The organism is Pararhizobium qamdonense (genome assembly GCF_029277445.1).
GTDB lineage: Bacteria > Pseudomonadota > Alphaproteobacteria > Rhizobiales > Rhizobiaceae > Pararhizobium > Pararhizobium qamdonense.
This window is the reverse complement of record NZ_CP119566.1, coordinates 94,970-115,062: the sequence shown is the minus strand read 5'-3', so window position 1 is coordinate 115,062 and position 20,093 is coordinate 94,970. Positions and strand designations below refer to the sequence as shown.

General features: G+C 60.9%; 21 protein-coding genes. 9 read left to right on the top strand and 12 right to left on the bottom strand.

Annotated elements, in window-relative coordinates:
* Positions 1 to 73: 73 nt before the first annotated feature.
* The 3 genes from fabI to fabA are packed head-to-tail and all read right to left on the bottom strand — an operon-like array spanning position 74 to position 2,670.
* Positions 74 to 880 carry an enoyl-ACP reductase FabI gene (fabI, locus tag PYR65_RS00600; RefSeq protein WP_060637916.1) on the bottom strand — a complete coding sequence of 269 codons (807 nt, stop codon included), beginning with the start codon at positions 878 to 880 and terminating at the stop codon, positions 74 to 76.
* 4 nt (positions 881 to 884) lie between these two features.
* Positions 885 to 2,108, bottom strand: coding sequence for a beta-ketoacyl-ACP synthase I (fabB, locus tag PYR65_RS00595; RefSeq protein WP_276119500.1), 1,224 nt, complete (start codon positions 2,106 to 2,108; stop codon positions 885 to 887).
* A gap of 46 nt (positions 2,109 to 2,154) precedes the next feature.
* Positions 2,155 to 2,670, bottom strand: a complete 516-nt coding sequence (fabA, locus tag PYR65_RS00590) for a 3-hydroxyacyl-[acyl-carrier-protein] dehydratase FabA (RefSeq protein WP_060501228.1) — start codon at positions 2,668 to 2,670, stop codon at positions 2,155 to 2,157.
* A 320-nt stretch (positions 2,671 to 2,990) separates the two neighbouring features.
* On the opposite strand from fabA, the gene irrA reads away from it, so the two are divergent.
* Positions 2,991 to 3,410 (top strand): iron response transcriptional regulator IrrA, encoded by a 420-nt coding sequence (gene irrA, locus PYR65_RS00585; RefSeq protein ID WP_060637917.1) that lies wholly within the window; start codon positions 2,991 to 2,993, stop codon positions 3,408 to 3,410.
* Positions 3,411 to 3,442: 32 nt separating this feature from the next.
* Here irrA and PYR65_RS00580 read toward each other — a convergent pair whose 3' ends face one another.
* The 3 genes from PYR65_RS00580 to PYR65_RS00570 form a co-directional block, all read right to left on the bottom strand.
* Positions 3,443 to 4,078 carry a trimeric intracellular cation channel family protein gene (locus tag PYR65_RS00580; protein ID WP_276119499.1) on the bottom strand — a complete coding sequence of 212 codons (636 nt, stop codon included), beginning with the start codon at positions 4,076 to 4,078 and terminating at the stop codon, positions 3,443 to 3,445.
* Positions 4,079 to 4,169: 91 nt separating this feature from the next.
* Positions 4,170 to 4,958, bottom strand: a complete 789-nt coding sequence (locus tag PYR65_RS00575; RefSeq protein ID WP_276119498.1) for a YdcF family protein — start codon at positions 4,956 to 4,958, stop codon at positions 4,170 to 4,172.
* Between the two features lie 146 nt (positions 4,959 to 5,104).
* Positions 5,105 to 6,289: a TMEM43 family protein gene (locus PYR65_RS00570; protein WP_276119497.1), complete on the bottom strand. Its 1,185-nt coding sequence runs from the start codon at positions 6,287 to 6,289 to the stop codon at positions 5,105 to 5,107.
* A gap of 252 nt (positions 6,290 to 6,541) precedes the next feature.
* On the opposite strand from PYR65_RS00570, the gene PYR65_RS00565 reads away from it, so the two are divergent.
* The gene (locus PYR65_RS00565; protein WP_276119496.1) at positions 6,542 to 7,699 is read left to right on the top strand and encodes a fumarylacetoacetate hydrolase family protein; all 1,158 of its coding nucleotides are present in this window, start codon (positions 6,542 to 6,544) and stop codon (positions 7,697 to 7,699) included.
* Here PYR65_RS00565 and PYR65_RS00560 read toward each other — a convergent pair.
* Genes PYR65_RS00560 through PYR65_RS00550 form a run of 3 tightly spaced genes read right to left on the bottom strand, consistent with a single transcriptional unit; the run spans position 7,696 to position 10,843 of the window.
* Entirely contained in the window at positions 7,696 to 8,472 is a 777-nt protein-coding gene (locus PYR65_RS00560; protein WP_276119495.1) for a metallophosphoesterase, read from the bottom strand. The two genes, PYR65_RS00565 and PYR65_RS00560, sit on opposite strands and share 4 nt — an antisense overlap.
* A complete protein-coding gene (locus PYR65_RS00555; RefSeq protein ID WP_276119494.1) occupies positions 8,453 to 9,484 on the bottom strand; it encodes an NAD-dependent epimerase in 1,032 nt (343 codons plus the stop codon). Before PYR65_RS00555 ends, PYR65_RS00560 begins: the two co-directional genes overlap by 20 nt.
* 51 nt (positions 9,485 to 9,535) lie before the next feature.
* Positions 9,536 to 10,843, bottom strand: coding sequence for a UDP-glucose dehydrogenase family protein (locus tag PYR65_RS00550; protein WP_276119493.1), 1,308 nt, complete (start codon positions 10,841 to 10,843; stop codon positions 9,536 to 9,538).
* A 194-nt stretch (positions 10,844 to 11,037) separates the two neighbouring features.
* Here PYR65_RS00550 and PYR65_RS00545 point away from each other — a divergent pair, with 194 nt between their 5' ends.
* A complete protein-coding gene (locus tag PYR65_RS00545; RefSeq protein WP_276119492.1) occupies positions 11,038 to 11,625 on the top strand; it encodes a DUF1349 domain-containing protein in 588 nt (195 codons plus the stop codon).
* A 3-nt stretch (positions 11,626 to 11,628) separates the two neighbouring features.
* Here PYR65_RS00545 and PYR65_RS00540 read toward each other — a convergent pair whose 3' ends face one another.
* On the bottom strand, positions 11,629 to 12,057 hold the full coding sequence (locus PYR65_RS00540; RefSeq protein ID WP_276119491.1) for an OsmC family protein: 429 nt from the start codon (positions 12,055 to 12,057) through the stop codon (positions 11,629 to 11,631).
* Positions 12,058 to 12,325: 268 nt separating this feature from the next.
* Between PYR65_RS00540 and PYR65_RS00535 the strand changes: the two genes are divergently transcribed.
* The 3 genes from PYR65_RS00535 to PYR65_RS00525 all read left to right on the top strand — a co-directional run bounded on the left by PYR65_RS00535 (position 12,326) and on the right by PYR65_RS00525 (position 15,003).
* The gene (locus PYR65_RS00535; protein ID WP_060637926.1) at positions 12,326 to 13,159 is read left to right on the top strand and encodes a MetQ/NlpA family lipoprotein; all 834 of its coding nucleotides are present in this window, start codon (positions 12,326 to 12,328) and stop codon (positions 13,157 to 13,159) included.
* Positions 13,160 to 13,289: 130 nt separating this feature from the next.
* Positions 13,290 to 14,369 (top strand): methionine ABC transporter ATP-binding protein, encoded by a 1,080-nt coding sequence (locus PYR65_RS00530; RefSeq protein ID WP_276119490.1) that lies wholly within the window; start codon positions 13,290 to 13,292, stop codon positions 14,367 to 14,369.
* Positions 14,350 to 15,003 (top strand): methionine ABC transporter permease, encoded by a 654-nt coding sequence (locus tag PYR65_RS00525; RefSeq protein ID WP_276119489.1) that lies wholly within the window; start codon positions 14,350 to 14,352, stop codon positions 15,001 to 15,003. Before PYR65_RS00530 ends, PYR65_RS00525 begins: the two co-directional genes overlap by 20 nt.
* 4 nt (positions 15,004 to 15,007) lie before the next feature.
* Here the strand turns inward: PYR65_RS00525 and PYR65_RS00520 are convergent, their stop codons facing one another.
* Positions 15,008 to 16,375, bottom strand: coding sequence for an LLM class flavin-dependent oxidoreductase (locus tag PYR65_RS00520; RefSeq protein ID WP_276119488.1), 1,368 nt, complete (start codon positions 16,373 to 16,375; stop codon positions 15,008 to 15,010).
* 217 nt (positions 16,376 to 16,592) lie between these two features.
* Between PYR65_RS00520 and tauA the strand changes: the two genes are divergently transcribed.
* From tauA to PYR65_RS00505, 3 genes are read left to right on the top strand one after another with little or no spacing between them, the layout of a single operon-like run.
* Positions 16,593 to 17,603: a taurine ABC transporter substrate-binding protein gene (tauA, locus tag PYR65_RS00515; RefSeq protein WP_276119487.1), complete on the top strand. Its 1,011-nt coding sequence runs from the start codon at positions 16,593 to 16,595 to the stop codon at positions 17,601 to 17,603.
* A 55-nt stretch (positions 17,604 to 17,658) separates the two neighbouring features.
* A complete protein-coding gene (locus tag PYR65_RS00510; RefSeq protein ID WP_276119486.1) occupies positions 17,659 to 18,456 on the top strand; it encodes a taurine ABC transporter ATP-binding protein in 798 nt (265 codons plus the stop codon).
* Positions 18,453 to 19,301, top strand: coding sequence for an ABC transporter permease subunit (locus PYR65_RS00505; protein ID WP_276119485.1), 849 nt, complete (start codon positions 18,453 to 18,455; stop codon positions 19,299 to 19,301). The genes PYR65_RS00510 and PYR65_RS00505 overlap by 4 nt, the downstream gene beginning before the upstream one ends.
* Before the next feature lie 8 nt (positions 19,302 to 19,309).
* Here the strand turns inward: PYR65_RS00505 and PYR65_RS00500 are convergent, their stop codons facing one another.
* Positions 19,310 to 20,029 carry a Crp/Fnr family transcriptional regulator gene (locus tag PYR65_RS00500; protein ID WP_060638153.1) on the bottom strand — a complete coding sequence of 240 codons (720 nt, stop codon included), beginning with the start codon at positions 20,027 to 20,029 and terminating at the stop codon, positions 19,310 to 19,312.
* Between the last annotated feature and the right edge of the window lie 64 nt (positions 20,030 to 20,093).

The following is a 20,093-nucleotide window of genomic DNA, read 5'->3' as shown; positions in this document are numbered from 1 at the left end:
TAGTTTGCGCGCTCTGAACTGGCAAGTGCAGATGCAAAATTCAAGAGGCACGGAAAGGGAGGCGGCCCGGATGTTACTCCGCGTCCGCCGTGCGCAATGTATCGAGGGCCGGCATCGAGGTAATGTTATAGCCGGAGTCGACATAATGGATCTCGCCGGTAACGCCGCGCGACAGGCCGGAGAGCAGGTAGAGTGCCGAGCCGCCCACATCCTCGATCGTCACCGTGCGGCGCATGGGCGAGTTCTTCTGCTGCCAGGACAGCATGGCGCGCGCATCGGAAATACCGGCACCGGCCAGCGTCCGGATCGGGCCGGCCGAAATCGCGTTGACGCGGATGCCGCGTGCGCCGTAGTCGGCAGCGAGATAGCGCACGGAAGCCTCAAGCGCCGCCTTGGCCACGCCCATGACATTGTAGTTCGGCATGACCCGCACGGAGCCGCCATAGGTAAGCGTCAGCATCGTGCCGCCATCGGTCATCAGCTCGGCCGCGCGCTTGGCGATTTCGGTGAAGGAAAAGCAGGAGATGACCATCGTGCGGCTGAAGTTTTCGCGCGACGTGTCGGCGTAGAGGCCTTTCAGCTCGTTCTTGTCGGAAAAGCCGATCGCATGAACGATAAAGTCGAGCTTGCCCCATTTTTCCTTGATGGTGGCAATGGCGCTATCGACGGAGGCGATGTCTTCGACGTCACAGGGAATGACCAGATCGGAGTTCACCTCGGCCGCCAGCGGCTTGACGCGCTTGCCGAGCGCCTCGCCCTGATAGGTGAAGGCAAGTTCAGCGCCTTCAGCCGCAACCGCCTGCGCGATGCCCCAGGCGATGGAGTGGCTGTTGGCGACCCCCATGATGAGGCCGCGCTTTCCGTTCATGATACCGGTCATGGGTTTATCCATTGTGGCGCTGGAAAACGAGCGTGGCATTGGTGCCGCCGAAGCCGAAGGAGTTCGACAGGACGGTATCGATCTTGGCATTGTCGATGCGCTTGCGCACGATCGGCACGCCGTCGAATTCCGGGTCCAGTTCGGTGATATGGGCGCTTTCGCCGATGAAGCCGGCCTGCATCATCAACAGGCCGTAGATCGATTCCTGCACGCCGGCAGCGCCCAGGGAATGGCCGGTCAGCGACTTGGTCGACTGGATATGCGGGATCTTGTTGCCGAAGACTTCGCGGATCGCGCCGATTTCCTTGGAATCGCCAACAGGCGTCGAGGTGCCGTGCGTGTTGACGTAATCGACCTCACCCTTCACCGTTGCCAGCGCCTGGCGCATGCAGCGCACAGCACCTTCGCCGGACGGAGCCACCATGTCGTAACCGTCGGATGTCGCGCCATAACCGGTGATTTCGGCATAGATCTTGGCGCCGCGGGCTTTCGCATGTTCCAGCTCTTCCAGAACCAGCACACCGGCACCACCGGCGATGACGAAGCCGTCGCGGGAAATGTCGTAGGCGCGTGAAGCGGTCGATGGCGTATCGTTATATTTGGACGACATTGCGCCCATGGCGTCGAACAGGTTCGACATCGTCCAGTCGAGGTCTTCGTGGCCACCGGCAAACATCACATCCTGCTTGCCCCACTGGATCATCTCCATGGCATTGCCGATGCAATGGGCCGAGGTCGAGCAGGCCGACGAGATCGAGTAGTTGACGCCGTGGATCTTGAACCAGGTGGCAAGCGTCGCCGATGCGGTCGAGGACATCGCCTTGGGCACGGCAAACGGGCCGATACGCTTGGGGCTGTTGTTCTTCAGCGTGATCTCGGCGGCGTCGATCAGCGTGCGGGTGGACGGACCGCCCGAACCCATGATGATGCCGGTGCGCTCGTTGCCGCCGATATCCTTATCTTCAAGACCGGAATCGGCGATGGCCTGCTTCATCGCAACGTGGTTCCAGGTGCCGCCCTGCGACAGGAAACGCGCCGCGCGGCGATCAACGAGATCGGTCGTGTCGAGATTGGGTGCACCCCAGACCTGGCATTTGAAGCCGTGCTCGGCAAAATCGTTGGAAAACGAAATGCCGGATTTTGCTTCACGCAGCGACGCGGTGACTTCCTGCGCATCGTTTCCGATCGAGGAAACAATGCCCAGACCCGTAACAACAACCCGTCTCATGTTGATGACCTCTTCTTTAATCTCGCTGAGTGCGGCAATGCGCGGTTCAGGCAGCTTTTTCTTTCGACAGGCCGACACGCAGGTCGGTCGCCTGATAGATGGTTTCGCCATCGGCCTTCAGCCAGCCGTCGGCCGTGCCGAGCACAAGGCGGCCACGCATGACGCGCTTGAAGTCGATCCCATATTCGAGAAGCTTGGTATCCGGGCGGATCATGCCCTTGAATTTCACTTCGCCGGTAGAAAGCGCCATGCCGCGGCCGGGTTCGCCCAGCCAGCCGAGGAAGAAGCCCGTCAGCTGCCACATACCGTCAAGACCCAGGCAGCCCGGCATGATCGGATTGCCCTGGAAGTGGCAGGGGAAATACCAGTCGTCGGGACGCACGTCATATTCCGCGCGGATATAGCCCTTGTCGAAGGCGCCACCGGTTTCGGAAATATCGGTGATGCGATGAACCATCAGCATCGGGGGCAGGGGCAGCTGGGCATTGCCCGGGCCAAACAGTTCGCCGCGACCGCATTTCAGGATCTCTTCATAATTGAAGCTGGATTGTCTGGTCGTCATGAACTGTCGTTTCCCCGCTACATCCGTTTTTGGTTGACTTGGTTTAGAGCAAGATAGGGACGAATTGAAGCTCCGGCATGACCCAAGCGCGTCGTTTCGCATATTCCTGTCTGGCCAAGCACAAGGCCTATTTCCGCCGTCGCATACATGATGGCTGCTGCAACAGCCAGAGATAATTGCCTTTTGCCCCAAGAATCAGGCGGTTTTTACCGTCTGGATGCCTTGAGGGAGCTTGCTTACTATTGAAAGCATTCTCGGCAAAAGTTATATCGGCTCTGTAAGACTGTTCTGCAATAGCTTGGAAATCTGGATCCGTCCGTATGACGACTGCCATCGAAATCTGTTCGGAAGAACGTTTGCGCCGCTCCGGCCTCCGGCCAACGCGTCAGCGCATGGCGCTTGCCGACCTGATTTTTGCCAAGGGTGATCGCCACCTCACCGTCGAGGAGCTGCATGAAGAAGCAGTGACGGCGGGTGTCCCGGTGTCGCTGGCAACCGTTTACAACACGCTGCACCAGTTTACCGAAGCCGGCATGATCCGTGTTCTGGCCGTCGAAAGCGCCAAGACCTATTTCGACACGAATGTGTCGGATCATCACCATTTCTTTGTCGAAGGCCACAACGAAGTGCTCGATATACCGGTCAGCAGCCTGACGATCGGCAATTTGCCGGAACCGCCGGAAGGCATGGAAATCGCCCATGTCGACGTCATCATCCGCCTGCGCCCCAAGCGCGGCTAATCCTCATTTTATGTTATTTCATTGATGACGTTCTACATGACGTCGTCGGGGTGACGGCCGGGCCGTGGATCACCGGTTGGCAGCGTCCAGCCATATTTCAATGCGCCGCCGCGCACCGCAAAGGCCGTCACCACGCCAAGAGTGGAAGCGATCAGCAGCGATGCTCCGAGCCATGTCGCAGCCGTGAACACGGCTGAACCGGCCAGTGCTGCGGTCACGTAGATTTCCGGACGCAGCAGTACCGAAGGTTCGCCTGCCAAAAGGTCGCGCAAAATACCGCCGAAGGTCGCCGTCAGCATGCCGGTGACCAGCGCCACGATGGGTGAACCGGTTGCCGCAAGCCCCTTGGCAGCCCCCATGACGCTATAGGCCGAAAGCCCGATGGCATCGAGCCAGACCAGGAACTTGTAGCGCGATTCCATCATATGGGCCGAGAAGAACACCAGAAGCCCCATGCCGCCGCAGACCAGAAGGTAGATCGGATTGGTGACCCAGAAGACCGGGGTCGCCCCAAGAATGACGTCGCGCAGCGTGCCGCCGCCGATACCGGTGACGGCGGCGAGAAAGATATAGCCGATAATATCCAGCTGTTTGCGTGAAGCAGCCAGCGCGCCGGTCGCGGCAAAGACTGCGACGCCCGCATAATCGAGAATTTCCAGGATCGGCATTTTTCCCCCGCCAGAAAATCGAGCCAGACGTTCGAGAGGGACCACAATGGCGCGCTCGCGTCAACGGCAGGTCTCGAAGCGCTGATATCAGCTATTGCGGAAAGAGCACATGCGTGCGGCCGCTGATGAAATGGGCGAGAAGCCCCGTCCATTCGCGCATCGCCGTCGTCGTCAGCTGCGCGTTCAGGGAGGGCTGGCTGAAGTCGGGGCCAAGGGCCGCATCGCCGCTGGTGCGGTAATCAACGGGCCATGGCGTCACGTCTATGCCGAGCTTGCGAAACAATCCCACCGATCGCGGCATATGGAAGGCTGAGGTGATCAGGGCGCAGTTCGACAACCCGTTTTCCTCCAGCAGCTGTTTTGTATTGGCAGCATTCTCAAAGGTGGTGCGCGACGTCGCTTCGCGGATCAGACGTTCAGGGGCAATGCCGAAGGTGGAAAAGAATATTTCCGATGTCTTTGCATCGCCGTCATACTGCCCGCTGAACGATCCATCGCCGCCCGAGACCAGAATGCGCGCCGATGGATACGTCTGCGCAATCCTCAACCCTTCGACGAACCGGTCGCCCGCCTGGTTGAGCTCGATGCCGCCGCGCCTGGCAATCACCTCGTTTTCAAAGGCTCCGCCCAGGATGATGATGCAGGAGAGATCGGAAGGCAGGCTGGCAGGCCTCGGGATACGGTTTTCCAGCGCCTGCAGCGCCACGGTGCCGGTGCTGGTGAACAGGGTCAGAAAAAGCAGGATGATGGCGAGCCCCGACAGGAACCGGTTCAGGCTTTTCAAACCGGCGGCAGCAAAGAGAAAGCTCAAGACCAGCAGAACGAAGATCAGCGACAAAGGCTGGGCAAGCAGCCAGAACAGTTTTGATGCGAGAAACATGAGGTCTGCTACCGTCTCTTCCAGGGGGAATTGTTTGCGAAGCGAGCCTAGCAGCCTGACGCAATGTTGGCCAATATGGCCAGATAGGGATAGAAAAGGCCGGGGCAGATTATCCGCCCCGAGACCTTATGACCGGCGGGCAGGCCTCAGGCCCGGCCGAGCCTCGTCGGTGCCGCTGCTGCGCCTGTCCTGTTGCGCCGCAGATAGATCAGGCCGCCAGCAAGCAATATGCCTGCGGCGATGATGGCGATGGCGAGCACCGGCCGGTAGGCAATCCAGGCGATGGCGATGACCAGGGGGCCAAGGATCAGCGTCAGAATAACGGCAATGACCGAGGTGCCGAAGCCGACGATCGAGCCCACAAACGGAACGACATCGGCGATGATGCCAAGGATCGACAGCATCATGGCAAAGCCGATAAACATGCCGAGTAAGCCGCCGCCGCGAATGAGCCAGGTGATCAGCGTATTCTCGCTCTGGGCCGCATCGAACATCTGCGGCGCATCGACCTGTCCTGCGGCGCTCAGGAACAGGTCGCGGCCATTCGTGGCCTTGTAGCCGGTGATCCCCGCACCTTTCTGCGCACCGATGAAGCTGGCTTCGGCAATATCTTCGCGGCTGAAGCTGATGCGCAGATCGCCGATGGCCGGGTTCTGACGGTTCTGCGAGACATAGATCGTTGTGCCATTGGCATTGACCGGCTTGCCGGAGCCGATCGCAGCCGTGACCTTTCCGACGACATCGGGTGTAAGCTTGACCGGCGTTTCCGTGCCGAGATTGGCGACGGCCTTGCCGTCCACCGTGAAGGCGCCGAGCGTCGCCGTCGCCACGGTGAAGCGGTCGCCCTCGATCGGCATGTCGGGGTTCTGGTGCTGGCCGCTCTGCTTGAAATCGGAGGAATCGACCGGGCGGGGGCGCCATTCCTTCTTGTAGCTATAGGTGGTCACTGTTTCTTCGCCGCCGCCGAGCGTCTTTTGGGTTTCGCTCTTGCTGTCTTCAATCCACTGGTACATCTCCACCTGCCGGTTGAGCCCGGCAGCACCGTCAGCCGAAACGCCCAGCATCGGATCTTCCGGTATGCCGTCGGGTTTGACCGGGCCGGATACATGCACGAGCTTGCCTTCATTGGCTGTATCGACGGCGCCGCTGTCGATCGAAACGACGATGCCGGCACCTTCCACCAGCGCGCGGTAGGTCTGGACGGAACGGCCCTCGTTCCAGGACAACAGCCAGATCATTCCGATCACCAGGATCGGGCCGATCACCAGCCCGGCGAGACCGCTTTTCAGTTTTGAAAACCACGATCTTGTAGTTGTTTCCGTAAAGCTCATGCCCCTCGTCCCCCTGCTGATGCCCATCCCCTTAACGGTTGGATCGGCACGCTTATTCGCTGAAACAGGTGCTATCAGAAAATTAGGAAAATTAAATAGAGTGATCCCGGGTCGTGGTGAACCGTCTTTGGGGTATTACGGACGTTTCGGCATATTCATTCCCTGCAGGCGGAGTTGTTTTTCCATTTCGACCCTTGTCCATGATCCGGCGGCTTGTATCTTGCGGCCTGACAGGGAATGGGGAGGCTTGGCATGACATCGCTCAACGCGGCATTTGAAACAGGAACCTTTGTCGGGCGCGTCTGGCGCCCTGATGTGGCGGGTCCGGCGCTGGTGGTCCTGCGCGGCGGCGATCTCATCGATATCACCTCGAAAGAGGTGCCGACGATGCGCGATCTCCTGGAGCTCGACGACCCCATTGCATTTCTGGCCGGAACGTCAGGCGAGCGTCTGTCCACCGTTGAGGCCATCACGGCCGCCTCAGTCGAGGCTGCTGGCGATCTCTCGATCATGCATCTGCTAGCGCCGTGCGACCTGCAGGCGGTCAAGGCCTGCGGCGTCACCTTCGCCCGGTCGATGATCGAGCGCGTGATCGAGGAAAAGGCTGCGGGAAACCCGGCTCTGGCCGAAGCGATGCGCGCACGCGTCACCGGGATTATCGGCGACAGCCTGCGCGACCTGAAGGCCGGGTCGCCGGAAGCGGCCAAGGTGAAGGCGGCGCTGATCGAGGTCGGCGTCTGGTCGCAATATCTGGAAGTCGGCATCGGCCCGGATGCGGAGGTGTTTTCCAAGGCGCAGGTCCTGGCCTCGGTCGGCTGGGGTGCCTCGGTCGGGCTGCATCCGATTTCGAAATGGAACAATCCCGAGCCGGAGATCGTGCTGGCCGTCGATAGCCAGGGCCGCGTCAAGGGGGCAACGCTCGGCAATGACGTCAACCTGCGCGATGTCGAGGGCCGCTCGGCGCTGCTGCTCGGCAAGGCCAAGGACAACAATGCCTCCTCCGCCATCGGCCCGTTCATCCGCCTGTTCGACGATACCTATTCGATCGACGATGTGCGCAGCGCCGATCTGTCGTTGACCATCAGCGGCCCCGATGGTTTCGTCTTGAAAGGGGCAAGCACGATGCGGGAGATCAGCCGCGATCCGCTCGATCTGGTTGCCCAGACGATTGGCCGCCATCATCAATATCCCGATGGTTTCATGCTGTTCATGGGAACCCTGTTTGCGCCGGTCGAGGATCGCGATGCGCCGGGCCAGGGCTTCACCCACAAGCTCGGCGATGTCGTGACGATCGCAAATGCCGAATTGGGATCGCTGACCAACACGGTACGCCTCTCGACCGAATGCCCGCCCTGGACGTTCGGCCCATCGGCATTGATGCGCAACCTTGCGGCCCGTGGGCTGCTCTAACGGCTCTGGATGATACTGGGCGGTTCGCCGTGTGATAGCCGCACGGCCGACAGGATGCCGCTCCTGTAGATGCCCGTATCGATATTGATGCGCGAAGGACCGATCTCGACCCGTGCCGCCGGCGTATGGCCATGCACAGTAACGAAGCCGTTGGCCGCCTGTTGATGGTCTGCGGCCCCCGGCCTGATCCACAAAAGGTCCGCATCCTTCTGCTCTGTCAGTGCCACGCCCTTCTTCAGGCCCGCATGGACAAAACAATAGCCGGGCACTTGCAGCAACGATGGCAGCGATGTCAGGAACGCGACATGGCTGGCGGGAATAAGGGTTTCCAGCAGAGTTTTTTGCTCGGCCCGGCCGGTTGGCAGCCTGTTCAGCCCATAGGAACGCAGCGTCTCCATCCCGCCCAGGCGCAGCCAGTGATGGTCCGCCGAGGGATTGCCGAGAAAATCAAGCATCACAGCCTCATGATTGCCGGAAAGGCAGATGCGGCGGATACCCGCAAGAGGCCGCGTGGTCAGCCGGGTCAGCACGGCGGATGATTTCGGTCCGCGATCGACGTAATCGCCGAGCATGACCAGCCATTTCACCCCGTTGCGTCTCGCGCCATCCGCAACGATCAGCTCTTCCAGCCGACCCAGCGTATCGTCATAGCCGTGCACGTCGCCGACGGCATAGATATGGTCCGGCGCCCTGTCGAACAAAAGCTTCCGCCTTTGTTCCGGCGGCGATGCCGCAGCGCGGCTGCGCAGGAAATCAAGGATGCCGCGGATCATCAGGCGCCTCCGCCGCCACCATCTCGGCGCGATACCACGCGACGAAGCGGCGCACGCCCTCTTCCACCGAAATCGACGGCGTGAAGCCGGTCAGGCTGTGGAGAAGATCGGGTGATGCAAAGGTTCTGGGAACATCGCCCTGCTGCATCGGCAGCATGGTGCGGATCGCCGGACGCCCGACGGCGGCCTCGACCGTTTCGACGAAATGCATCAGCGCGACCGGCTGCCCGCCGCCGACATTGACGATGCGAAACGGCGCATGATGCGACAGCGTATCGATCGCCTCGACACGATTGTCCTGCGCCGGAGCAACGTCCATCAGCCGGACAATGCCCTCGACGAGGTCGTCGATATAGGTGAAATCGCGGCTCATCCGGCCCTCGCCATAAATCTCGATCGGCCGGCCGTTGAGGATGCAATCGACGAATTTGAACAACGCCATGTCCGGACGGCCCCAGGGGCCGTAGACGGTGAAGAACCGGAACGCCGTCGTCGGCACGCCGTAAAGATGCGCATAGCTGTGCGCCATCAGCTCGCCGGACTTCTTGGTGGCCGCATAGAGCGTCATCGGCTCGTCGGCCCGGTCGGTCTCGGCAAACGGGATTTTATCGTTGGCGCCATAGATCGAGGAGGTGGAGGCCAAGAGCAGATGCCTGGGCTGCACGGCCTTGGCCAGTTCCAGCATGTTCCAGGTGCCGATCAGATTGGAATCGACATAAGCCTTAGGGTTTTCCAGGCTGTAGCGCACGCCCGCCTGCGCCGCCAGATGAACGATGATGTCGGGCTCGCCCATTTCGGCTGCCCGTTCCAGCGCATCCCTGTCTTCCAGCATGCCGATCACCGGCCGGAAGCCGTTGGACCGGGCGAGGATCGCATGGCGCCGTTCCTTCAGGCGCACATCATAATAGGGCGTCATGCCATCGAAACCGGTCACGAAATGGCCATCGTCCAGCAGCCGCTTGGCCAGGTGGAACCCGATGAACCCTGCCGTTCCCGTGATCAGATAGCGCATGCCGGCTCCTTGCTGGTCGTGTCCGCCGTGGATCGATATCCCCCCCGCCGCCTAGTCCGGGCGGCCGATGCTTGTATAGGCAAACCCGTGTTTGGTGACCTCGCCGGCCTGATAGATATTGCGGAGATCAACGAGGATCGGCGTGGTCATCAAGGCCTTCAGGCGGACGAGATTGAGCGCGCGGAACTCGTTCCATTCGGTGACGATCACCAATGCATCCGCCCCTTCGGCGGCCTTGTAGGGATTGTCGGCATAGGCGATGCCGTCGATCACCTTCGTAGCGTTTTCCATGCCTTCGGGATCATAGCCGGTGACGATGGCCCCAGCGTCGGTCAGCGCCTGGATGACAGCAATGGCCGGGCTGTCGCGCATGTCGTCGGTGTTCGGCTTGAAGGTGAGGCCAAGCACCGCGACCTTCTTGCCGCGCACGTCGCCGCCGGCAGCCGCAATCACCTTGCGGCCCATGGCGCGCTTGCGGTTGTCGTTGACGGATACCACGGTCTCGATCAGGCGCACCGGGCTGTCATGGTCCTGCGCTGTTTTGACCAGTGCCAGCGTATCCTTGGGAAAACACGAGCCGCCATAGCCTGGACCGGCATGCAGGAACTTGCCGCCGATACGGCCGTCGAGACCGATACCGCGTGCGACCTCCTGCACATTGGCACCGACCTTTTCGCACAGGTCCGCCATCTCGTTGATGAAGGTGATCTTCATCGCGAGAAACGCGTTGCCGGCATATTTGATCAGCTCGGAGGTGCGCCGGGTGGTAAAGAGTAGCGGCGACTGATTGAGATAGAGCGGCCGGTAGACTTCGGTCATCACGCCCCGGGCGCGCTCGTCATCAAGGCCGATAACGATGCGGTCGGGCCGCTTGAAATCGTCGATGGCAGCACCCTCGCGCAGGAATTCCGGATTGGACACCACGGCAATATCGGCATCCGGATTGGTCTCGCGCATGATCCGCTCGACCTCGTCGCCGGTGCCGACCGGAACGGTGGACTTGGTGACAACAACGGTAAAGCCCGTCACATGCGCGGCGATCTCGCGGGCGGCATCATAGACATAGGAGAGGTCCGCATGGCCATCGCCGCGCCGCGATGGCGTGCCCACCGCAAAGAAGATCACATCGCTCTGCGCAACGCTGGTTGCCAGATCGGTGGTAAAACTCAGCCGCCCGTCCTTGACATTGTCGGCCACCAGTTGCTCAAGGCCCGGCTCGAAGATCGGGATGCGGCCGGCCAGCAGCGCTTCGATCTTGCTGGCGTCCTTGTCGATGCAGACAACGTCATGACCGAAATCGGCAAAACACACGCCCGAGACCAGTCCGACATATCCTGCACCGATCATCGTGATTTTCATGGCAAACTCCAAAAACACATCGCACGGCGCATAACGGCCCAGCCTCGGATGCGCATATAGCCGCATCCTTAGTCAAACATACTCATGTTGCCAATGCCGGATATGCCAGGCCAGCCTGCGACTGCACTTGCCAGCCGGACACTGATGGTTAGATTGCCGCCGGAAGAGGCAAGGCAGGCGGGAGAACAGCAGACATGGCGGAGATATTTCGCTGGCACAACGAGCCGGCTGTCTGGAGCGGAGATACCGGGCAGCTTTCCCTGAAAACCGACGCGAAAACCGATTTCTGGCAGGAAACCTTCTACGGCTTCCATCGCGACAGCGGCCACGCCTATCTGCGTCCTGTCTCCGGCGATTTTACAGGATCTGCGACAATCATCGGGGCTTACGAAACCCTCTACGATCAGGCCGGTCTCATGCTGCGCCTCGACGAGCGCAACTGGATCAAATGCGGCATAGAATATACGGACGGAATGATGCATTTCAGCGTTGTCGTCACACGCGGCGTGTCGGACTGGTCGGTCATTCCGCTGCCGGACATGGCCCCATCAGCACCGCTTTTCGTGCGGTTGACGCGCCATGACGCGGCCGTGCGCGTTCAGTTCCGGTTGAGCGGGGACGCGCCCTGGCAGATGGCGCGGCTCTGCCCGTTCTTCAGGGGCGATGCCGTATTCGGGGTCACGGCATGCTCGCCGGAACGCGGCGGGTTCGAGGCGACGTTCAGCGGCACCGCCGTCGGCCCGCCGATCAGCCGTGCCCTGCACGATGCGGACCACGGCTAAAGCTCAATCGAGAACCGTCATTGAAAAATCGGCACCGCCACGCAGCGTGTTGCTGACCGTGCAGATTTCTTCTTCGGCGGCGTGCGCGATCGCATGCCGGGCTTCCGCCGGAAAGTCTCCCCGGATCGTCAAAACCGCATTGAACTTCACTACGCGCGACAGGCCTTCGGTGGACTTTTCGCCGCTGACATCGGCGCGGATTTCGCTCACCCGGTCGAGCAGGCCCATCTGGCTCGCGGCGATGCGAGCGCTCATGGCAAGACAGGCTGAAAGCGAAGCGTAGAGAAGGTCGATCGGGTTGAAGCCCGCCTGCGAGGGACCGGTCACGATCTGGATTTCACCGCCCGTCGCGGATGTGACCTGCGGAAACCCGTGCCGGCCGAGAACAGCGATTGCGCCCGTCGGTCTGGTTTTTGTCGTTAATTCCGCCATTTTGCTCTCCTGAAGTCACATGCAGCGCATTTGATAGGCAATTTTTCAGTGTTGGAAGCTATTTGAACCTCCGAGACCAATAAATCCCGCCGGAATCATTAGTCTACGGATTTTATGGAAATTTGTGTCCGCAAATGGCGGAACATCCGCAAGAGTTTTTCCGGCCATCACACGATAAGAGGCGTTCGTGCTTCGCCCGGGCCATCCGATTTTGCGATAACCATCCCACACCGGGGCAAACGCCTCATCTGACAGGACGGGACTGACAATGACCAAAAAGACGATCTTTCACACACTCTCGCGCCGCGCGGCCCTGACCGCCCTTGCCGTTTCCGCCGCTGCGATCGCTGGCTTTGCCGCGCCGTCCGCAAGCTTTGCCCAGGACAAGTCGATCAAGGTCGGCATCATCAGCGGCGAAGATGAAGATGTCTGGCGCGTCGTCACGACGGAGGCCGCAAAGCAGGGCCTGACCATCGAAACCGTCGTTTTCAACGATTATACCCAGCCGAACGAGGCGCTGGAGCGCGGCGAAGTCGATGCCAACGCCTTCCAGCATCAGCCCTATTTGGACAACCAGATCCAGCAGCACGGCTATCATATCGTCAATGTCGGCTATACCGGCGTCTGGCCGATCGGCCTCTACACCAAGAAGTTCAAGACCATCGCTGAGCTGCCGGAAGGTGCCGTGATCGGCGTGCCGAATGATCCGTCGAACGAAGGCCGTGCGCTGCGCGTGTTGCAGAACGAAGGCATCATCAAGCTGAAGGACGGCACCGGCATCCTGGCGACGATCGCCGATATCGTTGAAAATCCGAAGAAGGTCGAAATCAAGGAACTCGACGCCGGCGTCGTTGGCCGCGCGATCGAGGACCTCGATGCCGCCGTCGTCAACACCGATTGGGCGCTGAAGAGCGGCCTGTCTGCGGACGACCGCGTCGCCCAGGAGCCGGTTGATAACAACCCTTACCGCAACTTCATCGCCGTCAAGACCGGCACGGAGAACGAAGCCTGGGTAAAGACATTGGTCTCCGCCTATCAGAACGACGCCGTCAAGGCCGAATTCGACAAGGTCTACAAGGGCACCGGCATCAGCGCCTATTGATCCACTTTCGTACCTTTGAGCGAAGGGGTACGCTAAACCGGGCGGTTCTGGCATTCATTTGCCAGGGCCGCCTTGGGCGTTTTGTAGAGATGCGCAAAACAAACGCCGAAAACACAACGAAGGACAAGGTATGAATTCTGTTGTTTCCGATCCTGCGGCTGCGGGCCGATCGCAGGCGGGTGAGGTCGTCCGGCTGGTGGATGTCAAGCGCCGCTTCGGCACGACACCCGCTCTGGACGGTGTGTCGCTGACGGTGCGCAAGGGCGAAATTCTCGGCATTATCGGCCGTAGTGGCGCCGGCAAATCGACGCTGATCCGGTGCCTGAACGGGCTGGAGCAGGCCGATAGCGGTGAAATCCATATCGAAGGCCGCAATATCACCGGTTTGAGCGAAAAGGAGCTGCAGCCGCTGCGCCGCCGCATCGGCATGATCTTCCAGCACTTCAATCTTCTGTCGGCGAAAACAGTCGAGGAAAACGTGGCGCTGCCTTTGAAGATCGAAGGCCTGGGCAGGGCCGAGCGCCTGAAGCGCGCCGCCGAACTGCTGGAGCTCGTCGGCCTGTCCGACAAGGCGAAGGCCTACCCGTCGTCGCTGTCCGGCGGCCAGAAGCAGCGCGTCGGCATCGCCCGCGCCCTTGCCGCGCGTCCGGCGCTTTTGCTGTCGGACGAGGCAACCTCGGCGCTCGACCCGGAAACAACCCGCTCGATCCTGGCGCTGTTGAAGGATATCAACCGCAAACTCGGCCTGACCATCCTCTTGATCACCCACGAAATGGAAGTGGTGCGCAGCGTCGCCGATCGCGTTGCGGTCATCGATGCCGGCCGTATCGTCGAAGAAGGCCAGGTCTGGTCGGTCTTTGCCAATCCGCAGGCGCCGATTACGCAGAGCCTGCTGAGCGGCATCCGGCCGCAATTGCCTGACGCGATTGCCGCGCGGCTGTCGCCGGTGGGCGGAGCCGAGCAGATTTTCAGCGTCGATATGGCCGGCCCTGCCGCCCAGGGCGCGCTATTTGCCGATCTGTCGCAGGCCCTGCCGCAGTCCTTCCGCCTCGTTCACGGCGGTATCGATCATATTCAGGACCAGCCGGTGGCGCGGTTCTTCATAGCCGTTCCCACACGCGACGCCGCGCTGCCGGAACAGGTCCAGAATTTTCTAAAGGCTCGCGGTGCGCGGGTGGAGGTGCTCGGTTATGACGCCAATCATGCTTGAACTGCTTTTCCGCTCTCTCTGGGAAACCATCCTGATGACAGGCGCCTCCGGCATCATTTCGCTGGTCGCCGGCCTGCCGCTCGGTCTGGCGCTCGTCGCCACCGCCCGAGGCGGCATTGCCGAAAAACCGTGGCTCAACAGCGTGCTGGGTGCCATCGTCAACGGTTTCCGCTCGGTGCCGTTCATCATTCTGCTCGTCGCGCTGATCCCGCTGACGCGGCTGATCGTCGGCACGGCGCTTGGCACCTGGGCCGCCATCGTGCCGCTGGCCATTGCCGCCACGCCCTATTATGCCCGCATCGCCGAAGTATCGTTGCGTGAGGTCGATCGCGGCCTGATCGACGCGGTGCGCGCCATGGGCGGCAATCGCTGGACGATCATCCGCGAAGTCCTGGTGCCGGAAGCACTGCCGGGCATTGTTGCCGGTTTCACCGTCACCCTGGTGACCCTGGTCGGCGCTTCCGCCATGGCCGGCGCCATCGGTGCCGGTGGTCTCGGCGATCTTGCGATCCGCTATGGCTACCAGCGTTTCGAAACGACAGTGATGATCGCCGTCGTCATCGTGCTGATCATTCTGGTCTGCGGCATCCAGTGGCTGGGCGATCGCCTCGTCGCCAGGCTGGATCATAAATAGCCGGCTACGTTCTTATGTGCCTGAACGCGGCGGCGGGATGGGAGGCGGTCAGCCTTCCATTCTCGCCGCCGAACAGTTTCTGCCGCAGCGGCCCCGTGGCATAGTCAGCCTTGAACAGCCCGCGCTCCTGCAGCACCGGCACGACCAGGTCAACAAAATCCGCAAGGCTCTCCGGCGCCACGGTGCGCGCAAGGTTGAAGCCGTCGATACCACCCTCCTCGATCCACATCTGCAGATGATCGGCAATCTGCTCCGGTGAGCCGACAACCGGCTTCATCCGGCTGCCCAGCACCATCTGCTCGGTGATCTGCCGCACGGTTACCGGCTTTGCCGCCTGTTTGGTGATCGCCGCCAGTGCCGATTGATTGGCATTGGTGGTCAGCTGTTCGATCGGCTCGTCCAGTCCGTACTCGGAAAGATCGATGCCGATGGAGCTGGAATAATGGGCAAGCGAGGCCTCGACGCTGGAATACTGGCGATAATCCTCCAGCTTGTCGCGCGCTTCCTTCTCCGTCCGACCGACGACGACGGTCAACAGATTGAGGATGCGCAAGGCATCGCTGCCGCGCCCGAATTCGGCCGCCTTGCGGCGCAGGCCATCGACAATCGGCCTTGCGGCTTGCGGCGTGGCACTGGCTATGAACACGCATTCGGCATGTTTTCCGGCAAAATCCTGGCCTCTTGCCGAAGCACCGGCCTGAAACAGAAGCGGCGTCCGCTGCGGCGAAGGCTCGCTCAGATGAATGCCCTCCATCTTGTGGTACCGCCCGTCATGGCTGACGGTGCGCACTTTGGAGGGATCGGCAAATATCCGGCCCGTCTTGTCGCGCAGCACCGCGTCGTCGTCCCAGCTGCCTTCCCAGAGCTTGTAGAGCACCTCAAGATACTCTTCCGCCGCATCGTAGCGGGCGTCATGGTCTGGCTGCCGTTCCAATCCCATGCTGCGCGCGGCGCTGTCGAGATAGCCGGTAACGATATTCCAGCCGATCCGCCCCTTGGTCAGGTGGTCCAGCGTCGACATGCGCCGCGCCAAGAGAAAGGGCGGCTCATAGGTCGTGTTGACGGTGACGCCGAAGCCAAGATGCTTTGTGACATGCGCCATGGCCGAAATCGGGATCAGCGGATCGTTGACCGGAATTTGCGCTGCGGCCTCGATCGTCGGGGCAGGGCTTGCCTTGTAAACATCGTAGACCCCGACAATATCGGCCAGGAACAGCCCGTCCAGCTTGCCGCGTTCGGCCGTTATGGCCAGATCCGTCCAATAGTCGAGATCGGTATAGCGCACCGATTGGTCGCGCGGATGTGTCCAAAGGCCATGATTGATGTGCCCGACACAGTTCATGTCGAACGCGTAAATCTGCATTGTCTTCATCCGGCCATTCCCTGTCTTTCAGTGGTGTTTTGACATGTTTCATACCATCCCGGCGAAAACACCCAAGTCTTTCGTGAATTTAGATTCGCATTACGAAAGCATAGCGAATCCGGGAATTTTTTATCTCTATAAATTCTATGAATTTTACAATGATCAGTGACCATTCCACCGGAGCCTCCGGTGCGGAATGCCATTGAACCATTGCCGGGAGAGGGACATGACAATCAACCGACGCCGCCTTCTGGGAACCGCCACCCTGGCCGTTCTCGCTTTCACGACACACAGCAATTTTTCCCACGCCGCCGATGTCGACGTCAATATCGGTTACCAGCCGATTGTCGAGCCGTCGCGCGTGCCGCAGGCCGACGGCACCTATGAAAAGGTCACCGGCGCGAAGATCAACTGGCAGAAATTCGACAGCGGTGCCGATGTGATCACCGCCGTCGCCTCCGGCTCGCTCGATATCGGCTATGTCGGCTCCTCGCCGCTCGCTGCCGCCGCCAGCCGCGAAATCCCGATCGAGACAATCTTCGTCGTCGGCCTGATCTCGGAAGCCGAGGCGCTGGCCGTCAAGGGCATCGAGAAGCCTGAGGATCTCGCCGGCAAGAAGATCGCCACGCCCTTCGTCTCCACCGCCCATTACAGCCTGCTGACGGCGCTGAAGCACTGGAAGGTCGATCCGAAATCGGTCGAAATCCTCAACCTGCGGCCGCCGGAAATCGCAGCCGCCTGGGAACGCGGCGATATCGATGGCGCTTACGTCTGGGATCCGGTCCTGTCGGAGCTGAAGAAAACCGGCAGCGTGCTGGCAACGTCGGCAGATGTCGCCAAATGGGGCGGCCCGACTTTCGATGCATGGATCGTCAGCAAGAAATTTGCCGAAGAACATCCCGACGTCGTTACCGGCTTCGTTCAGGTGACCGGCAAGGCCTATGCCGACTACCGCGCCAATCCGGACAGTTGGAACGCAGCATCGCCGGAAGCGGAAAAAATCGCCAAGCTCACCGGCGCGAAGGTTGAGGAAGTGCCGGCTCTGCTGAAGGGCTATCACTTCCCGACGCTGGAAGAGCAGGCCGGTGCCGATCTGCTCGGTGGCGGCACGGCAAAGGCGGTTGCGGAAACATCCGCCTTCCTTTTGGAGCAGGGCAAGATCCCGGCGGTTCTTCCAGACTACGCGCCTTACGCTTCGTCTCGCTGGGTCGTCGAAGCCGCCAAGGCCGGCCTTTAACAAACAGGCGCTGGAATCGAACGCGATTCCAGCGCCGCAAATCATCGGTGTGATCATGAGCGTGCTGTCGCTGCAATCCGTATCCCTGGCATTTCCGGCCGATCGCGATATCAGCCGGACACGGCTGGTGCTGGATAGCGTCACGCTGCATTTGGCATCCGATGAATTCATCGTCGTCATCGGCCGCTCCGGCTCCGGCAAGACCAGCCTACTCAATCTTGCGGCCGGATTTCTCAAGCCCACATCCGGCCGCGTATCGGTGGATGGTGCCGATATTACCGGGCCTGCCGCCGATCGTGCCGTCGTCTTTCAGGACGATGCGCTTTACCCCTGGCTGAACGCCCGCGACAATGTCGCCTTTCCGCTGAAGCTCAAGGGCATTGCCAAGGGCGAGCGCCGCCTGCGGGCTGATGACCTGCTCGCCAAGGTCGGCCTCGACAATGCCGGGGCTAAGAACATCTGGGAATTGTCCGGCGGCATGCGCCAGCGCGTCGGCATCGCCCGGGCGCTGGCCTCCGAGCCGCGCTTTCTGCTGCTTGATGAGCCGCTCGGCGCGCTCGATGCGCTGACCCGCACCCGCCTGCAGCAGTTCCTGCTCAAGGTCTGGTCGGACAGCAAGACCGGCGCGCTTTTGATCACCCACAGTATCGAGGAGGCGATGTTGCTCGCCACCCGCGTCATTGTGCTGGCGCCCAATCCCGGCCGTATCATCGCCGATATACCGGCAAGCTTCGGCAGGCAGCTGCTCGGTGGACAGTCCCTGCAGGATATCAAGGACTCGCCGGAATATCGGCGCCTTCACGATGGCCTGAACGGCCTCATTCATGCAGATAGCGAGGAAGAAGCGGCATGAGCATCGATATCGGCGCCATTGCCCCCGTCAGCCCAACAGCCCCTGCCGATGTGACCACCGGGGCGCCAAAGCCAAGGCGCAGCCTGGGAACCCTGCCGGTCTCTTTGGCAACCATCGCCGCCATCATCGCGGCCTGGAGCCTTGCTTCCGCCTACGGCCTCGTCTCGCCGCTCTTCCTGCCGTCGCCTCTGATCGTCGTGAAGGCGATCTATTCCGTCGCAGTCAATGGATTCGTTGATTCGACGCTTGCCGAGCATACATTCGCCAGCCTGCTGCGGATTTTCGCAGCCCTGGCCGCCGCCCTCGTCATCGGCATTCCCGCCGGTCTTGCCATCGGCACCAGCCGCATCGGCAAGGGCATTCTCGATCCGATCGTTGAATTCCTGCGGCCGCTGCCGCCGCTGGCCTATCTGCCGCTGATCATCATCTGGATCGGCATCGGCGAGACGTCGAAGATCACCGTCATCTCGCTCGCCATGCTGCCGCCGGTTATCCTGTCCACCGCCGCCGGTGTCAAATCCGCACCGTCCGATTTCATCAATGCCGCCCGGTCGTTCGGTGCATCGCGCCTGCAAATTCTCCTGCAAGTGATCCTGCCCAGCGCCATTCCGTCGATCCTGACCGGAACCCGCATCGCGCTCGGTGCAGGCTGGTCCACACTGGTGGCAGCCGAACTGGTGGCAGCTAGCCAGGGGCTCGGCTTCATGATTCAGTCGGCAGCACAATTCCTCGTCACCGACATCGTCATTGCCGGTATTATCGTGATTGCCGCGATCGCGTTTCTGTTCGAAATCCTGGCGCGTCTTCTGGAACACTGGTTCGTGCCTTGGGCGGCACACCGGTAGGAGCGGCCCTATCGCGGCTCGACCGTCTGGCTGAGATAGGTCGGGTCGAACTGCGCCAGCTCCTGCAGGCGCGGCCAGTCAAGGATGGTGATCATCTGGCCGATCCAGGTCAGAAGCTCGGCCTTGCGCAGGATCTGCAGCGTCTTGTTGAGATGCACCAGCGATATGCCGAGCACATCGGCCAGTTCCACCTGCGTCAGCGGAAAATGAAAATTATAGCCGCTGGTGCGCCCGACGACCTGCAGCCGCATGAACAATTCGCAGACCAGATGCGCAAGATGCGATTTTTTCGAGCGCCGCCCCATGGCCACGATCCACTCGCGATGAATAGCGCCGTCCACCAGCGTATCCAGCCAAAGCAGGCGGCTGAGATGCGGCTGCGTTTCGGTGATGGCCTTGAGGTCGCCATGCTCGACAAAGGCCACATGGCATTGCGACATCGCAACGATGCCATGATCCATGGTCTTGAGCAGGAACGCATGCAGATCGACGAAATCGCCGGCAATGTGCAGGGCGGTGATCTGGCGCGTGCCATCCGCCAGGAATTTGTAACGCGCCGCAAAGCCGTCGATCAGCAGCGTGCTGTAGCCCGGCCGCGATCCCTCGACCACGATCTCCTCATCGACCTTGAAGCGCCGGTCGCGCCAAATCAGCTCTCTGAGCAGCGACACCTCGTGCGGTGACACCACGTCATGGCTTTGAAGGTTGAGAAGAAGCGAATCGATCAATTTGCGGCATGCCATGTGAGGGATGGGCTCTCCACCTATCCCACAAACAGCCGGGGCTCATTTA

Excerpts from the sequence above, each read along its gene's own strand:
- fabA (WP_060501228.1), bottom strand. The coding sequence starts at position 2,670 with ATGACGACCAGACAATCCAGCTTCAATTATGAAGAGATCCTGAAATGC.
- PYR65_RS00560 (WP_276119495.1), bottom strand. The coding sequence starts at position 8,472 with ATGATCCGCGGCATCCTTGATTTCCTGCGCAGCCGCGCTGCGGCATCG.
- PYR65_RS00570 (WP_276119497.1), bottom strand. The coding sequence starts at position 6,289 with ATGAGCTTTACGGAAACAACTACAAGATCGTGGTTTTCAAAACTGAAA.
- PYR65_RS00510 (WP_276119486.1), top strand. The coding sequence starts at position 17,659 with ATGAGCGTGCTGTCGCTGCAATCCGTATCCCTGGCATTTCCGGCCGAT.
- PYR65_RS00540 (WP_276119491.1), bottom strand. The coding sequence starts at position 12,057 with ATGGCGGAATTAACGACAAAAACCAGACCGACGGGCGCAATCGCTGTT.
- PYR65_RS00530 (WP_276119490.1), top strand. The coding sequence starts at position 13,290 with ATGAATTCTGTTGTTTCCGATCCTGCGGCTGCGGGCCGATCGCAGGCG.
- PYR65_RS00575 (WP_276119498.1), bottom strand. The coding sequence starts at position 4,958 with ATGTTTCTCGCATCAAAACTGTTCTGGCTGCTTGCCCAGCCTTTGTCG.
- fabB (WP_276119500.1), bottom strand. The coding sequence starts at position 2,108 with ATGAGACGGGTTGTTGTTACGGGTCTGGGCATTGTTTCCTCGATCGGA.
- PYR65_RS00555 (WP_276119494.1), bottom strand. The coding sequence starts at position 9,484 with ATGCGCTATCTGATCACGGGAACGGCAGGGTTCATCGGGTTCCACCTG.
- PYR65_RS00565 (WP_276119496.1), top strand. The coding sequence starts at position 6,542 with ATGACATCGCTCAACGCGGCATTTGAAACAGGAACCTTTGTCGGGCGC.
- PYR65_RS00550 (WP_276119493.1), bottom strand. The coding sequence starts at position 10,843 with ATGAAAATCACGATGATCGGTGCAGGATATGTCGGACTGGTCTCGGGC.
- tauA (WP_276119487.1), top strand. The coding sequence starts at position 16,593 with ATGACAATCAACCGACGCCGCCTTCTGGGAACCGCCACCCTGGCCGTT.
- PYR65_RS00580 (WP_276119499.1), bottom strand. The coding sequence starts at position 4,078 with ATGCCGATCCTGGAAATTCTCGATTATGCGGGCGTCGCAGTCTTTGCC.
- irrA (WP_060637917.1), top strand. The coding sequence starts at position 2,991 with ATGACGACTGCCATCGAAATCTGTTCGGAAGAACGTTTGCGCCGCTCC.
- PYR65_RS00505 (WP_276119485.1), top strand. The coding sequence starts at position 18,453 with ATGAGCATCGATATCGGCGCCATTGCCCCCGTCAGCCCAACAGCCCCT.
- PYR65_RS00520 (WP_276119488.1), bottom strand. The coding sequence starts at position 16,375 with ATGAAGACAATGCAGATTTACGCGTTCGACATGAACTGTGTCGGGCAC.
- PYR65_RS00545 (WP_276119492.1), top strand. The coding sequence starts at position 11,038 with ATGGCGGAGATATTTCGCTGGCACAACGAGCCGGCTGTCTGGAGCGGA.
- fabI (WP_060637916.1), bottom strand. The coding sequence starts at position 880 with ATGACCGGTATCATGAACGGAAAGCGCGGCCTCATCATGGGGGTCGCC.
- PYR65_RS00525 (WP_276119489.1), top strand. The coding sequence starts at position 14,350 with ATGACGCCAATCATGCTTGAACTGCTTTTCCGCTCTCTCTGGGAAACC.
- PYR65_RS00535 (WP_060637926.1), top strand. The coding sequence starts at position 12,326 with ATGACCAAAAAGACGATCTTTCACACACTCTCGCGCCGCGCGGCCCTG.